The sequence below is a fragment of the Ensifer sp. LBL genome (assembly GCF_050435225.1).
Lineage (GTDB): Bacteria > Pseudomonadota > Alphaproteobacteria > Rhizobiales > Rhizobiaceae > Ensifer.
On sequence record NZ_JBNDJY010000001.1, the window covers coordinates 466,916 to 481,033 of the forward strand.

Genomic DNA, 14,118 nt, shown 5'->3' on the forward strand with positions numbered 1-14,118 from the left:
TCGACCAACGGCTTGGAAGGGGCGACGAACGGCACCGGACTGCAGCAACGGGAAGAGCCATCACCGTCAACCCAAACCGGGTGCGTCACAAAAATGTGCCGCGCTGGTTGTGAATCCGTCAGCGAGGCTCTAAAGCTGGCTCGAAGGCTCCCTGACACAGGATTGCGCTCATGAAGCTGGTGACCGGTAACTCCAACCGCGCCCTTGCCGAAGCCATTGCCAGATACCTCAATCTTCCCCTCACGGACTGTACGGTCGAGCGCTTCGCCGACCAGGAAGTCAACGTTCAGCTCCACGAGAACGTGCGCGGCGAGGACGTCTATATCCTCCAGTCGACGAGCACGCCCGCCGACGCCAACCTCATGGAGCTCCTGATCCTGACCGATACGCTGCGCCGTTCGTCTGCGCGCCGGATCACTGCGGTCATCCCCTACTTCGGCTATGCCCGCCAGGACCGCCGGGCCACTGGCCGCACGCCGATTTCAGCAAAGCTGGTCGCCAACATGATCGCCGGTGCGGGTGTCAATCGGGTTGTGACGCTGGATCTGCACACGGATCAGATTCAGGGCTTTTTCGATATACCGACCGACAACCTTTATTCGGCGCCGGTGATGACGCGCGATATCAAGGAGCGCTACGACGTCGGAAATCTCATGGTCGTTTCGCCAGATGTGGGCGGCGTGGCACGGGCGCGCGGCATCGCCAAGCGCATTGGCACCGATCTTGCGATCGTCGACAAGAGGCGCCCCCGCGCCGGCGTGTCGGAGGTCATGAACATCATTGGTGACGTCTCCGGGAAGACCTGCCTTTTGATCGACGACATCATCGATAGCGGTGGGACCTTGATCAATGCGGCTGACGCATTGCTGGAGGCGGGTGCACGAGAGGTCTCGGCATTTATCACCCATGGCGTGCTCTCCAGGGGCGCCTGCGAGCGCATTGGTGCCAGCAACCTCAAGGAACTGGTGCTGACCGATTCCATTCAGGACACCGATGCGCAGCGCCAGACCGCCAATATCCGCCGGATCACCGTTGCGCCGCTGCTGGGCGAGGCCCTCGCCCGCACCGCCCGCGAGCAAAGCGTTTCAAGCCTTTTCAACTGACTGACGCAAAACCGTGCAAGGCCGTTTTGGTTGGCCAGCCGGCGCTTGCCGATCAAAAAGGACGCAATCTGCCCTTGCGTCCGAAACCACAGAAACACGCGGCACAGGCGGCGAATACGTTCCAACGGTGATGATTGAAGCGGCCTGCAGTCGATCCGCGCGCTGGCGCATATTTCGGGAAAGATCGACTAAGCAATTGATTTGGCTGGTCGGAGTGGCAAGATTCGAACTTGCGACCCCCACGTCCCGAACGTGGTGCGCTACCAGACTGCGCTACACTCCGTGACCAGCGGCGCCTCTATAGAACAGGCATTTTGATTTCACAAGCGCCTATCTCGAAAAACATCGCGCCTTTCTCAAAAAATTTGTGACGGTGGAAAACGGAGGCGGAGAATGGCCCTTGTCTGCGCCGACAGCGCCCGGCAGACCGCGCGATAGGGACTTTCTGCAACGCTTCATAATTTCCTGGAACAGGAGCCGTTGCGTGCATTTCCTTTCGTCTCTTTTGGCGCTAGAGGCTCAACGGAAAGCGCGGAAAACCAGGGGACACGGGTTTGCGCGCCATGCCTATTTCAGAACGAGAGCCAAAGGGGCAGAAACATGAACTTCCGCATGATGACGGTGGCGGGCCTCGCGCTCGTGCTCGCCGGCTGCACGACGACCGGAACGGGGATTTCCAGGAACGCGGTCGAAGCCCGTTGGCTCGGCCAGCCGGCCGGCGGCTTCTTCGCCCAATACGGTCCGCCGATCTCCGACGTCGAAAGCGGCAGCTCCACGGTCTATAGCTGGAAGGGCGGCTACAAGACCCGCAAGATCCCGGCACAGTACGAAACCACCAAGGACGGCAAGCGCGGCAAGCGCATTTCCTCGGCGCGCACCGAATATCTGAGCTGCGCCGTGCAGCTGACCGTCTCGTCCGACTACGTCATCCGCTCGATCCACATTGCCGGCGACCGCAAGCGCGCCGAGGGCCCGAGCTGGTGCGAAGAGTTCCTCGGCGCTCCGGCCCAGACCAAGCCGGCGGCAACCGCAGGCTAAGGCAACAAACAAAAAACCCGCCGGTGAAAATCGGCGGGTTTTTTTCTAGGGGATTGCGTCGAACTCAGCCGTTGCTGTTGTCCTCGACGGGTGCGTCGGGACCGTTCTTCTTGATCGAGTCGATGGCGTTCTGCGCGCTGGCCTTGGTCTTGTAGCCCTCGGTCGAGAACATGATTTCGCTGTTGTACTTGAAGCGAACGCGAAACTCGCCAGCCTTGTCTTTGTAGATTTCGAATTTGTGAGCCATCTTCTCCCTCACACATGTTGGAATCAACGAAACTAGCGTGTCAGTTGCAAGATGACTTGACAAGAGTGCATGCAAATCCGGCGCGCGCCCTCGCCCGCCCAATAGATTGACTGCCTGGAGAAATGTGGCTGGGGCGCCAGGATTCGAACCTGGGAATGCCGGTACCAAAAACCGGTGCCTTACCGCTTGGCGACGCCCCAACGGATTGACGGGACAATACGTCCGCCAAATCGAGCGCCTGATTATCAAAGCTCGCCGCCCGTCACAATCACTAAGTTGGCACTAAGTTGAATTTTCGGCGGATTTGTTGGCGACGACGCAGAACGGTAGTCACGGCGGGTACCGGATGTACCCTTCCCTTCGCTGGCCGCACCTCCTATTGTCCCGGCAGATGGAGAATTTCATGAGCCAGTTTCGCGCCCGCCCCCCTGCCGTTCCAACCGTTCTCGTCGACGACGCAGTCGTCAGGGTCACCCGTTGGGATTTCGAGCCTGGGGCCGACACCGGTCACCATGTGCATGGGCTCGGCTATGTGGTGGTGCCGATGACCGACTGCCAGTTCCTGCTCGAGGAAGAGGCGGGCAGCCGCCGGGTCGACATCGCCAAGGGGGCCGCCTACCGCCGTGAGGCGGGCGTGGCGCACAATGTCGTCAATGCCGGAGCCGAGCCGATGTCGTTCATCGAGATCGAATACAAGTGAAATCCAGGAAGAGACGCATGCAGGGCCCGGATTTCGATCTCGATTTCAAGCCGGCCCATGGCGAGGCCGTGACGGTCGCCGACGACGTGCAGCGCATCACCGTCAACAATCCCGGTCCCTTCACCTTTCACGGAACCAACAGCTACATCGTCGGCAAGCGCTCCGTTGCCGTCATCGATCCCGGTCCCGATGACGAGACACATTTCCAGGCGCTGATGACGGCGCTGGCCGGCCGCGAGGTCACCCATATCGCCGTCAGCCACACGCATCGCGACCACTCGCCGCTGGCGCGCCGGCTGAAGGCTGCCACAGGTGCGGTGATCGTCGGCGAAGGCCCACACCGCTCCGCCCGTCCCTTGCATGCGGGCGAGAGCAATCCCTTCGCCGAGAGTTCGGACATGGAATTCGTCCCCGATCTCGTACTTGCCGACGGCGGGCGTATCGAGGGTGACGGCTGGAGCTTGACGGGGCTTGCCACGCCCGGCCATACGGCCAACCACATGGCCTTCGCGCTCGATGGCACCGGTATTCTCTTTTCCGCCGACCATGTCATGGCCTGGGCGACGACGATCGTCGCGCCGCCGGATGGCGCGATGGCGGATTACATGGCCTCGCTTGAAAAGCTGCTTTCCCGCGAGGAGCATCTCTACCTGCCCGGCCACGGCGGGCCGGTAAGCGAGCCGGCCTCTTTCCTGCGGGGCCTGCGCGCCCATCGAAAGATGCGCGAGCGCGCCGTGCTCGAACGCATCCGCGCCGGTGACAGCCATATCCTCGACATGGTCAAGGTCATCTATGCCTCCACCGACGTGCGGCTGCATGGGGCGGCTGCACTTTCGGTGCTCGCCCATCTCGAAGACCTGATCGAGCAGGGGCGGATCGAGACCGATGGCCCACCCTCGCTTCTCGGCGCCTACCGGCTGGCGCCCGGCGGAGCCGGCTGATCATGCGGCGCGAGGCCTACAGCTATCGCAACGATGCTTCCGTGCCCGCCTTTGCCGACGACAAGCCGGTAATCGTCTTCGACGGCGAATGCATCTTCTGTTCCGGCTGGGTGCGCTTCCTGCTTCGCCATGACCGGCAGGCACAATATCGCTACCTCACCGCCCAGTCGCCGCTTGGTCAGGCGCTCTACCGACACTACGGGCTCGATACCGTCCGTTTCGAGAGCAACATGCTGATCGAGGACGGCGTCGCCCGCTTCAAGTCCGACGGGTCGATCCGCACGCTTGCGCGCCTGGGCCTGCCGTGGTCGCTCGCCAACATTTTCCGGATCCTGCCCGCTGCCCTTCGCGATCCGCTCTATGATCTCGTGGCGAGAAACCGCTACCGCATCGCCGGCCGCAGCCAGAACTGCATGGCGCCGACGCCCGAGGAGCGCCGACGCTTCATCGCATGACGACGGCGGACATGACCCATGAGCAAAGCCTCTACCGCCAGATCCTTGGCCGGCGGTGGGACGACGTGCCCGCATCGATCCGCGCCCTGCATGACCGGCCAGAAGGGCATGCCACCTTTCGCGGGCGCGCGGTCATCGAGCGCGGCACCTCGATAGGAGCGCGACTTGTCGCCTCAATCCTCGGCTTTCCCCGCGCCGGCGCGGACGTTCCGGTCGAAATCCACTTCGCATGCGGCAAGGGTCGGGAAGTCTGGACCCGCCGCTTTGGCGGGAAAGTCCTGCGCAGTTCGCAACAAGGGGCCAAACGGCGGAACGAGGAACTGCTCGCGGAAGATTTCGGACCGTTCCGCGTCCTCTGCGCGCTGGAGCCCAGGGGAAACCGCCTGCACCTTTCGGTGCGCGCCTGGTCCTTCCTCGGCCTTCCACTCCCTCTGCTGTTTGCACCCGGTGGCCGGACTTTCGAGGAAGATCGCGACGGCCTGTTTCATTTCCACGTGGAGGTCGAAAGCCCGTTAACCGGTCTGATCGTGCATTATCGCGGCTGGCTACGACCAGCGGGCGAGCCGACGGACGACCTGTAGGACGAAGCGCTCGCAAACGAATGATGTTTTCTGGCGGGCTTTCGGCCGCTCAGTCTCCGGCAATGCCCAGCAGCTCGGCATCGAGCCCGCGCAGGAATTGGTCGGCGAAGGCGGCGCCCATGCCGAGATCATGAGGCCCGTAGCGCGAGGCGACCCGCAGGTCGACGAAGGTGGTCTCCGCCTCTTCACGCAGCCGGATCAACACATCGAAGCGGAAGCCGGCAATCAGCGTGCGCCATTCGCCCTGCAGCACGACATCGCTGGCGCGGCGGCCGGCAATCGCGCCTTCGAGAGCCATCTCCGGACGCGCCGCCGGAACGGGTACGTTTTCCGGCTCGGCGTTCGTGTCCGCGCCCGCATTCGGCCGCACTGCGAGATCCTCCAGATCGGCGCGGGCATTCTCGACCCCAAGCTCCTCGGTGATGCCGACCCGGTTCTGTTCGATGACATTGCGCACGCCCTGATAGACGCGGTCGAGCGCACCATCGTAGCGCCGGCCGGTCAGGGCCGGATAGGCGAGGATCTGTGCTTCGCGGTCCTGAGGCGTTACCGCCGCCTTGCGCTTCAGCCAGCTCTCCTCCGCCTGCGGCACCTTGAGCCACGGCGGCGGCGTCACGGTATCCGTGCTGACGTCGTAGATCTCCGGGCGGGTCAGATACCGGACGACGCCATAGCCGATGAAGCCAAGCGCCGGCGCGGCATAGACAAGGGCTGCAGCAGACGCCAGACCACCGATCGCCGCAACCTGCCACAGGCGCGCCAGCCCGACGACGGCGAACAGCACGCCCAACAGGGCAAAGATGCCGGCCAGACCGATAAGGGCGAGGAAATGCGGCGTCGTCAGCGGTCCGAAGCGATGCGCCAGCAGCGAGAGCACAAAGAGCAGGAAGGAGACACGGGCGAAGCGGCGCGCCCAATGGGCGGCAAAGGAATAGGGGCGCTCATACCGGACCATCATGTAGTTGAATCAATTCCCTGCCGCGAAACAGACCGCATTCTTAGACCATGCCCCGTGCCGAGGAAACAGGCAATGCGGCAGTCCGACACCGCGCGCCGGGCCTCCCTTATGCTTCGCCGCAAAATCGCCATTCTCGTTAACCACCTATCAACACATGGGAATGTGCCCGCGCGCCCGGGATTCGAAGGGCGCGCGGCGTTTCAATCGGAGGCAACGGCCGGCGCGCGGCATCAAACGAGAGCGCTCGGCAATCGACGGAGAACCGACAATGGGCGCATCGCAAGCAGCCGTGGCCATCGCCACCCCCTCTGCCCTTCCGGCCGGAGACGGCGGCATCCCCATGGGGCTCCTTGAGCTCGAACTCTCCCTCGATGGTTTTTCCGGCAACAATGCCGATTTCACCAGCTTCGTCCGCACGGTCGCAGACAACGCCGGCGGCGAGTTTCTCTTTGCCCTACCCGCCTGCGATCTGATCGAAGATTGCCGGAGCATCGCCGTGCTCCGTATGGCTGACATGGGAGGCGATGCTTCGATCCTGTTTGCCTGCCTCGACGAACAGGGCCGGGCCGTCCGCATCGAACATCCGAGCGACAGCACGCGCGACCTCGAGCGCTTTGCAGAGTCCTTTGTCGGCGTGCTCGAACGCATGTAACGCGGCTGCCCGCACAGGGAAAAATGGATCGTCCGACTTGAGCCCGGCGCGTTCGCGAGCTGCCGGGAAGGCTTTTCACAGGCTGCGCAAGCACGACCAGGCCGCCGCGCAAAGATCTTTTCTCCCCTCTTCCGATAGGCCCGCCGACACGGCAACAACCAGTCGGTGACGCCGCTTCGCGTGCAACCGCGAACTCGACACAGAATCACCGCCACTCGTTTCGATTCTCGATACAAGTCCCTATATTGATTGTGATTCGAGGCTTTGGCGCCGTGCCGCTCGATTGCTCACAGCGAGACGCACACCGCTACGGCTTCACACGACCCGGTTGTGCCCAGGAGGCGCGAGAACCATGACGACCCGATTGTCCATCCTTATCGCAGCTGCGCTTCTCTTAACGGCGTGCCAGACGATGACTCCGGAGGAAAGGCGCATCGCCGACGGCAACACCTGCGCATCCTACGGCTTCCGCCGCGGCACCGATGCGTTTGCCACCTGCCTGCAGCGGATCGAGCTCGACCGCCGCGCTGAATCGCGCGCCTTCCGCTATCAGAACGACATGATGATGTGGGGCTGGGACCGGCCGGTCATCGTCTCGCGACCGGTGATCGTCCAGACCAAATGAGGCGATCACGGCCGAGCCAACGCCGCCTGGGCGGCGCTGGCTCTTGGCTTGTTACCCCTTGCCGTTGATCGCAGCCTGGGCTGCTGCGAGCCGGGCGATCGGCACGCGGAAGGGTGAACAGGAGACGTAGTCGAGGCCGGCGTCTTCGCAGAAGCGGATCGAGGCCGGATCGCCGCCGTGTTCGCCGCAGATGCCGAGCTTCAGGCCGTTCTTGGTGCGACGACCACGCTCCGCTGCGATCTGGATCAGTTCGCCGACGCCATCGAAATCGAGCGAGACGAAGGGGTCCTGCTCGATGATGCCCTTCTGCTGGTAGGTCGCCAGGAACTGCGAGGCGTCGTCGCGCGAGATGCCGAAGGTCGTCTGCGTCAGGTCGTTGGTGCCGAAGGAGAAGAAGTCGGCCGCTTCGGCAATCACACCGGCGCGCAGGGCTGCGCGCGGCAATTCGATCATCGTTCCGACGAGATAGTCGATGCCGATGCCGGCTTCGCCGATCACTTCCTTGGCGACCGCATCGATACGCGCCTTGACGTAATCGAGCTCGGCCTTGAGGCCGACCAGCGGCACCATGATTTCGGGAACGACGGCCGCTCCGGTCTCGTGCGCCGCTTCGACAGCCGCTTCGAAGATGGCGCGCGCCTGCATCTCGGCGATCTCCGGATAGGAAATCGCCAACCGGCAGCCGCGATGGCCGAGCATCGGATTGAACTCGTGCAGTTCGTCGACACGCTGGCGCAGTTCCGACGCATCGAGCGAGAGCGCGCCGGCAACGTCGGCGATCTCCTCGTCGGTCTTCGGCAGGAACTCGTGCAGCGGCGGGTCGAGCAGGCGGATCGTCACCGGCAGGCCGTGCATGATCGAGAACAGTTCGGCGAAATCCGAGCGCTGCATCGGCAGGAGCTTGGCAAGCGCCGAACGGCGACCGTCTTCGTCGTCGGCGAGGATCATCTCGCGCATGACGTTGATACGGTCGTCCTCGAAGAACATGTGCTCCGTGCGGCAGAGGCCGATGCCTTCGGCACCGAAGGAGCGTGCGGCGCGCGCATCCGCCGGCGTTTCGGCATTGGTTCTGACGGTCATCCGGCGCGTCGCGTCCGCCCAGGCCATGATCTTGCCGAAGTCGCCGGAAAGTTCCGGCTGCAACATGGCGATCGCGCCCTTCAACACCTGGCCGGACGAGCCGTCGATGGTGATGATGTCGCCCTTCCTGAGCGTTACGCCGCCGGCGGTCAGCGTTTCGTTGCGAAGGTCGACACGAATGCTGCCGGCGCCCGAAACGCAAGGGGTGCCCATGCCGCGAGCAACCACGGCGGCGTGGCTGGTCATGCCGCCGCGGGTCGTCAGAATGCCTTCGGCGGCATGCATGCCGTGGATGTCTTCAGGGCTGGTCTCGACGCGGACGAGGATGACCTTGCGGCCTTCCTTGTCGGCCTGCACCGCTTCCTCCGAGGTGAAGACGATCTCACCCGTCGCAGCCCCCGGCGAGGCCGGCAGGCCCGAGCCGATGATGTCGCGGCGTGCGTGCGGATCGATGGTCGGGTGTAGCAGCTGGTCGAGCGAGGCGGGATCGATGCGGGCGACGGCCTCCTGTTCGGAGATCAGCCCCTCCTCCGCCATGTCGACCGCAACCTTCAGCGCCGCCTTGGCGGTGCGCTTGCCGGAGCGCGTCTGCAGCATCCAGAGCGTGCCGCGCTCGATGGTGAATTCGAGATCCTGCATGTCGCGATAGTGGCGCTCCAGCGTATCGCAGATCGAGCGAAACTCGGCGAAGGCCTCCGGCATCAGCTTTTCCAGCGACGGCTTGTCGGAACCGGAACCGATGCGCGCGGCTTCAGTGATATTCTGCGGCGTGCGAATGCCGGCAACGACGTCCTCGCCCTGCGCGTTGACCAGAAACTCGCCGTAAAGCTCGTTCTCGCCGGTCGACGGGTTGCGGGTAAAGGCAACGCCGGTCGCCGAGGAATTGCCGAGATTTCCGAAGACCATCGCCTGGACGTTGACGGCGGTGCCCCAGGCGGCGGGGATGGCGTGCAGGTGGCGATAGGTGATCGCCCGCGGGTTCATCCAGCTCGAAAACACGGCGCCGATCGCGCCCCAGAGCTGCACTTCCGGGTCCTGCGGAAAGGGTTCGCCGAGCGCTTCCTCGATCGCTTCCTTGTAGCGGGCGATGACGCTCTGCCACTCGACAGCCGAAAGCTCGGTATCCTGCTCATGCCCGAGGCGCGCCTTCTCGTCCTCGAGGATTTCCTCGAAAACGTCGTGGTCGACGCCCATGACGACGTCGCCATACATCTGGATGAAGCGGCGATAGCTGTCCCAGGCAAAGCGCGCGTCGCCTGCGTCGTGACCGAGCGCATGCACCGACTGATCGTTGAGACCGAGGTTGAGAACCGTGTCCATCATGCCGGGCATGGACGCGCGTGCGCCCGAGCGAACCGAAAGCAGCAGCGGCCGGGCGGTGTCGCCGAAGACGCGGCCGGTCACCTCTTCCATCCGGCTGATCCCCTCGCGCACCTGGTCGCGCAAGCCATCCGGCATCTGCCTTTCATTGTCGAAGAAGCTGTTGCAGGCATCGGTGATGATCGTCAGGCCCGGCGGAACCGGCAGCCCGAGATTGCACATTTCGGCAAGGTTGGCGCCCTTGCCACCCAAGCGTTCACGATCACCCGCACGTCCCTCGGCCTTGCCCCCACCGAAGGTATAAACCCATTTCGTCATGCCTGCTCTCCACCCAGAAACAGTCTTTAATGACGATTTACAGTATATGCTTCAGGCTGAAAATGCACCCGGCGAAGATTTATGCTGCAGCGCATCATTTTCTGTAACATTGCTACACATCGCGCTTCACTTCTCACAAAACGTGTCGGTGGCTTTAAATTGCAGCCGAAATTCCTGAAAAGGCTGCGCCACGCCAGCCGATCCGACATTGCCCTGAACATAACAATTATCTAATATATAGATGCGCGATGGGGGTGCATCCAGGAATATCCCGTCATGGCAATCCGTTTCCGTCTCGATGGCTCGGAGGGTCGGTCATGAGGTGGCGTGCAGATCTGACAACCTGGCTGCTTTCGGCGCTCATGGTCCTTTTCACCATGGGAAACGCCTTTGCCGAAGAAAACGGCAAGCGGCTGGCGCTCGTCGTCGGCATGAGCAATTACGTGCTCGCCGGAACCTTGCCCAATGCCGCCCGCGATGCGGAAGCATTCAACACCTTCCTCAAGGGCCAGGGGTTCGAAACGAACCTCGTGCTCAACGCCGATCGCCGCGGCCTTGCCGGTGCGCTCTCCGAGTTCTCGCGCAAGATCGGGCCTGACGATACCGCCCTTTTTTATTACGCCGGCCACGGCATGCAGCTGCATGGCGAGAATTTCCTCGTTGGCACCGATGCCAAGCTCGAAAGCGAATTCGACGTTCCGGCCGAGACCGTGGCGCTGTCCGAGATCATCGGCGCGATGGAAAAACGCGCCCGCATCTCGATGGTCTTCCTCGACGCCTGCCGCAACAATCCGCTCGCCGAGCGGCTGACGCGCGAAGTCGAGGGTGCGACCCGCGGTGCCGCGACGAGAGGCCTGGCGCCGATCGAAACACAGAGCGGCGGCACGCTCGTCGCCTTTGCCGCAGCCCCGGGACAGGTCGCCGCCGACGGCACCGACGGGCATTCGCCCTTTACCCGGGCGCTGATCGCCAATCTCTCCGGCGCCGGTCTCGAGGTTGGCACCGCCTTCAAGCGGGTCGTGCGCGACGTGCGCAAGGAGACGCAGGGCAAGCAGCAACCGCAGATCCTGTCCTCCCTGTCACTGGAGTTCTATTTCGGGCCGGAGACCGTAACGCCGCCGACCCCCGTGGTGCAGACCCCTGCGGTCCAGACGACCGTGCCACAGAGCGCGACGGTCCAGCCGGCACTCACCGTACCGGCCATCGATCCCGAAACGTTTGAAGCGGAGAAGGACTTCAAGAAAGCGCTGAAGATCGGCACGGCGCGCATCTGGCACTTCTTCGTCGAAAAGCACCGAACAGGCGAATATGCCGACCTCGGACGGCAAGCGCTGGCACAGATCGAACCGGCGGCCATGCGCAACGAGGCGCATCTGCCGCAAGCCGTCGAAGCGCAGCTCCTGCCGGGCAAGGACCAACGACGAGACATTCAGCTGGCGCTTGCCTCACGGGGATTTGCAGCAGGTACGGCCGATGGCGTCTTCGGCGGACAAACCAGGGACGCGATCAAACGCTTCCAAAGCACCAACCAGCAGCCGGCAAGCGGCTTCATCACCGAGAACACGGCGGCCGCCCTCGGCATAAAGGTCAACGCCCGTGCCGAAGGCATCTACAGCGCGACGAAAGCCCGGCGATACGACGTCGCCAACCTTGAGGGGCTGGAAACCGATCAGACCGTCCTGCGGGCGCTGACCTGCCTGCGCCACTTCGAGACCGTCTACGGCGTGTTCGGAGGGCACCTCTATGTCGCCGTTCACACGGGTACGATCCTGGCCGTCTATGCGCGGGGAATTGCCGGCGGTTGCGGCGCCCACCTCGCCTCGATTTCATCTCCGGAAGAAAACGCGTTCGTTGCATCGCTTTTCAATTCCGACCCGAGCTTCTTTGAGACCGGATACGACCCGAGAGGAAACGTCAGCTACAAGATGGGGCCATGGATCGGCCTGACACAGGACCCGCAGGGCAAAGAGCCGAAAGGCGGTTGGCACTGGGATAACGGCGCGCCGATGACCTACACGAAGTGGTATCCGGACATGCCGAACGAAGACAAGAAGGGCGACGACATCGGCATGTACTTCTCCCAGCGCACAGGCAGGGCCGACACGAAATCCGTCTACGTCGACACCTGGGACGACATGGGGCCAACCGATGGAACGGCCGGTCTCATTCTTGAATTCGAGTGAAAGAACGATCAGGCGCGACCGCGCCGTTGAACGGAGCGCAAGTCGGAGGGTCGCTCATGAAATGGCGTGTGATGCTGCTGTTCCTCTCCCTTTCGGTTCCGCTCGCAAGCGGCAATGCCTTTGCCGAAGGAAACGGCAAGCGGCTGGCGCTCGTCGTCGGCATGAGCAATTACGTGCTCGCCGGAACGCTGCCCAATGCCGCGCGCGATGCGGAAGCATTCAACACCTTCCTCAAGGGCCAAGGGTTCGAAACGAACCTGGTGCTCAACGCCGATCGCCGCGGCCTTGCCGGCGCGCTCTCAGAGTTTTCGCGCAAGATCGGGCCAGACGATACCGCCCTGTTTTACTACGCCGGCCACGGCATGCAGCTGCACGGCGAGAATTTCCTCGTTGGCACCGATGCCAAGCTCGAAAGCGAATTCGACGTGCCGGCCGAGACGGTGGCGCTGTCCGAGATCATCGGCGCGATGGAAAAGCGCGCCCGCATCTCGATGGTCTTTCTCGACGCCTGCCGCAACAACCCGCTCGCCGAGCGGCTGACGCGCGAAGTCGAGGGTGCGACCCGCGGTGCCGCGACGAGAGGCCTGGCGCCGATCGAAACACAGAGCGGCGGCACGCTCGTCGCCTTTGCCGCAGCCCCGGGACAGGTCGCCGCCGACGGCACCGACGGGCATTCGCCCTTTACCCGGGCGCTGATCGCCAATCTCTCCGGCGCCGGTCTCGAGGTTGGCACCGCCTTCAAGAGGGTCGTGCGCGACGTGCGCAAGGAAACGCAGGGCAAGCAGCAACCGCAGATCCTGTCGTCCCTGTCACTGGAGTTCTATTTCGGGCCCGAAACCGTAACGCCGCAACCGCGACCTGAGGCCGTCCAGCCGACACTCGCGGTGCCGGCCGCCGACCCCGCCGCGCTCGTGGCAGAGGTCGATTTCAAGAAGGCGTTGAGGATCGGAACGCCGCGGATCTGGCGCTTCTACATCGAAAAGCACCGTACCGGCGAATATGCCGAACTCGCACGCCGGACGCTTGAGCAGATCGAACCGGCGGCGGTGCGCAACCAGTCGCATCTGCCGCAAGCCGTCGAGGCGCGACTGTTGCCGGACAAGGGCCGGCGACGCGATATCCAGTTGGCGCTGACGGCAAGAGGCTTTGACGTCGGCACTGCCGACGGTGTTTTCGGCGGGCAGACGCGCGACGCCATCAAGCGTTTCCAGGGCGCCAACAGCCAGAGCGGTACGGGCTTTGTCACCGAACAGACGGCCGAAAAGCTCGGCGTGAAAGTCAACGGCGCAGCCGAAGGTCTCTACAGCGCCAAGACGGCGCGCGTCTACGACATAAACGACCTCAAGGGGCTGGAGACAGATCCGCGCGTCCTTACCGCCATCAAGTGTCTCGGCGGGTCCCCAACGGTCTACGGCGCCTTCGAAGGGCATCTCTACGTCGTCGCAAGGACCGGACCAGCCCGTGCCTTTTATGCCGAACTCCTCGCCAAGAACTGCGGCACCCACGTCGCGTCGATCTCATCTCAGGCGGAAAACAGCTTCATCGCTTCGCTCTTCAACGCGGACCCGACCTTTATCGACACGGGTTACTACCCGCCGGACAACATCAGCTACAAGATCGGCCCATGGATCGGACTCGTCCAAGACCCGCAGGGCAAGGAGCCGAAAGGCGGCTGGCGGTGGGACAATGGCGAGGCCCTGACCTATTCGAAGTGGTTTCCGGGGATGCCGAACGAGAGCAAGCCGGGCGACGATACCGCGATGTATTACCTTCACCGGGAAGGTCGGCTCGATTTGACCAACGCCTATCTCGACACATGGGACGATATGGGGCCAGGCAACTCGGCTGTCAGCGTCGTGCTCGAATTCGAATGAAGAGGCCCGGCTCAGACAATCCGTTTCCGGCTCAGGGGCTCGG

General features: G+C 63.3%; 13 protein-coding genes and 2 tRNA genes. 10 read left to right on the forward strand and 5 right to left on the reverse strand.

Annotation, left to right across the window (positions count from 1 at the left end; all coding sequences use genetic code 11):
• Nucleotides 1-170: 170 nt before the first annotated feature.
• Nucleotides 171-1,103: a ribose-phosphate pyrophosphokinase gene (locus OKW20_RS02325; protein WP_429169951.1), complete on the forward strand. Its 933-nt coding sequence runs from the start codon at nt 171-173 to the stop codon at nt 1,101-1,103.
• Nucleotides 1,104-1,309: 206 nt separating this feature from the next.
• Here the strand turns inward: OKW20_RS02325 and OKW20_RS02330 are convergent.
• A tRNA-Pro gene (locus OKW20_RS02330) sits at nt 1,310-1,386 on the reverse strand.
• Between the two features lie 317 nt (nt 1,387-1,703).
• Here OKW20_RS02330 and OKW20_RS02335 point away from each other — a divergent pair.
• A complete protein-coding gene (locus OKW20_RS02335; RefSeq protein WP_034801335.1) occupies nt 1,704-2,141 on the forward strand; it encodes a hypothetical protein in 438 nt (145 codons plus the stop codon).
• Nucleotides 2,142-2,205: 64 nt separating this feature from the next.
• On the opposite strand, the gene OKW20_RS02340 is transcribed toward OKW20_RS02335, so the two are convergent.
• Both OKW20_RS02340 and OKW20_RS02345 read right to left on the reverse strand, forming a co-directional pair.
• Nucleotides 2,206-2,388 (reverse strand): YegP family protein, encoded by a 183-nt coding sequence (locus tag OKW20_RS02340; RefSeq protein ID WP_043616741.1) that lies wholly within the window; start codon nt 2,386-2,388, stop codon nt 2,206-2,208.
• Nucleotides 2,389-2,513: 125 nt separating this feature from the next.
• Nucleotides 2,514-2,588, reverse strand: a tRNA-Gln gene (locus OKW20_RS02345).
• A 203-nt stretch (nt 2,589-2,791) separates the two neighbouring features.
• On the opposite strand from OKW20_RS02345, the gene OKW20_RS02350 reads away from it, so the two are divergent.
• From OKW20_RS02350 to OKW20_RS02365, 4 genes are read left to right on the forward strand one after another with little or no spacing between them, the layout of a single operon-like run.
• Complete coding sequence (locus OKW20_RS02350; protein WP_043616738.1) at nt 2,792-3,088, forward strand: cupin domain-containing protein; 297 nt, start codon at nt 2,792-2,794, stop codon at nt 3,086-3,088.
• Between the two features lie 17 nt (nt 3,089-3,105).
• Nucleotides 3,106-4,029 carry an MBL fold metallo-hydrolase gene (locus OKW20_RS02355; protein WP_429169954.1) on the forward strand — a complete coding sequence of 308 codons (924 nt, stop codon included), beginning with the start codon at nt 3,106-3,108 and terminating at the stop codon, nt 4,027-4,029.
• A 2-nt stretch (nt 4,030-4,031) separates the two neighbouring features.
• Nucleotides 4,032-4,484, forward strand: a complete 453-nt coding sequence (locus tag OKW20_RS02360) for a thiol-disulfide oxidoreductase DCC family protein (protein WP_429169957.1) — start codon at nt 4,032-4,034, stop codon at nt 4,482-4,484.
• A gap of 11 nt (nt 4,485-4,495) precedes the next feature.
• Complete coding sequence (locus OKW20_RS02365) at nt 4,496-5,065, forward strand: DUF4166 domain-containing protein (RefSeq protein ID WP_429169960.1); 570 nt, start codon at nt 4,496-4,498, stop codon at nt 5,063-5,065.
• Between the two features lie 49 nt (nt 5,066-5,114).
• On the opposite strand, the gene OKW20_RS02370 is transcribed toward OKW20_RS02365, so the two are convergent.
• Nucleotides 5,115-6,023, reverse strand: coding sequence for a DUF1499 domain-containing protein (locus OKW20_RS02370; protein WP_429169962.1), 909 nt, complete (start codon nt 6,021-6,023; stop codon nt 5,115-5,117).
• A gap of 268 nt (nt 6,024-6,291) precedes the next feature.
• Here OKW20_RS02370 and OKW20_RS02375 point away from each other — a divergent pair, with 268 nt between their 5' ends.
• Nucleotides 6,292-6,675, forward strand: coding sequence for a hypothetical protein (locus tag OKW20_RS02375; protein ID WP_429169964.1), 384 nt, complete (start codon nt 6,292-6,294; stop codon nt 6,673-6,675).
• Between the two features lie 352 nt (nt 6,676-7,027).
• A complete protein-coding gene (locus tag OKW20_RS02380) occupies nt 7,028-7,300 on the forward strand; it encodes a hypothetical protein (RefSeq protein ID WP_429169966.1) in 273 nt (90 codons plus the stop codon).
• Nucleotides 7,301-7,351: 51 nt separating this feature from the next.
• Here the strand turns inward: OKW20_RS02380 and ppdK are convergent, their stop codons facing one another.
• Nucleotides 7,352-10,018, reverse strand: a complete 2,667-nt coding sequence (gene ppdK / locus OKW20_RS02385; protein WP_043616713.1) for a pyruvate, phosphate dikinase — start codon at nt 10,016-10,018, stop codon at nt 7,352-7,354.
• Between the two features lie 317 nt (nt 10,019-10,335).
• Here ppdK and OKW20_RS02390 point away from each other — a divergent pair, with 317 nt between their 5' ends.
• Both OKW20_RS02390 and OKW20_RS02395 read left to right on the forward strand, forming a co-directional pair.
• Nucleotides 10,336-12,201 carry a caspase family protein gene (locus tag OKW20_RS02390; protein ID WP_429169967.1) on the forward strand — a complete coding sequence of 622 codons (1,866 nt, stop codon included), beginning with the start codon at nt 10,336-10,338 and terminating at the stop codon, nt 12,199-12,201.
• Nucleotides 12,202-12,257: 56 nt separating this feature from the next.
• The gene (locus OKW20_RS02395; RefSeq protein WP_429169969.1) at nt 12,258-14,075 is read left to right on the forward strand and encodes a caspase family protein; all 1,818 of its coding nucleotides are present in this window, start codon (nt 12,258-12,260) and stop codon (nt 14,073-14,075) included.
• Nucleotides 14,076-14,118 lie beyond the last annotated feature (43 nt).

Coding starts and splice junctions, on each gene's coding strand:
- OKW20_RS02340 (WP_043616741.1), bottom strand. CDS start 2,388: ATGGCTCACAAATTCGAAATCTACAAAGACAAGGCTGGCGAGTTTCGC.
- OKW20_RS02375 (WP_429169964.1), top strand. CDS start 6,292: ATGGGCGCATCGCAAGCAGCCGTGGCCATCGCCACCCCCTCTGCCCTT.
- OKW20_RS02390 (WP_429169967.1), top strand. CDS start 10,336: ATGAGGTGGCGTGCAGATCTGACAACCTGGCTGCTTTCGGCGCTCATG.
- OKW20_RS02365 (WP_429169960.1), top strand. CDS start 4,496: ATGACCCATGAGCAAAGCCTCTACCGCCAGATCCTTGGCCGGCGGTGG.
- OKW20_RS02380 (WP_429169966.1), top strand. CDS start 7,028: ATGACGACCCGATTGTCCATCCTTATCGCAGCTGCGCTTCTCTTAACG.
- OKW20_RS02355 (WP_429169954.1), top strand. CDS start 3,106: ATGCAGGGCCCGGATTTCGATCTCGATTTCAAGCCGGCCCATGGCGAG.
- ppdK (WP_043616713.1), bottom strand. CDS start 10,018: ATGACGAAATGGGTTTATACCTTCGGTGGGGGCAAGGCCGAGGGACGT.
- OKW20_RS02395 (WP_429169969.1), top strand. CDS start 12,258: ATGAAATGGCGTGTGATGCTGCTGTTCCTCTCCCTTTCGGTTCCGCTC.
- OKW20_RS02360 (WP_429169957.1), top strand. CDS start 4,032: ATGCGGCGCGAGGCCTACAGCTATCGCAACGATGCTTCCGTGCCCGCC.
- OKW20_RS02350 (WP_043616738.1), top strand. CDS start 2,792: ATGAGCCAGTTTCGCGCCCGCCCCCCTGCCGTTCCAACCGTTCTCGTC.
- OKW20_RS02370 (WP_429169962.1), bottom strand. CDS start 6,023: ATGATGGTCCGGTATGAGCGCCCCTATTCCTTTGCCGCCCATTGGGCG.
- OKW20_RS02335 (WP_034801335.1), top strand. CDS start 1,704: ATGAACTTCCGCATGATGACGGTGGCGGGCCTCGCGCTCGTGCTCGCC.
- OKW20_RS02325 (WP_429169951.1), top strand. CDS start 171: ATGAAGCTGGTGACCGGTAACTCCAACCGCGCCCTTGCCGAAGCCATT.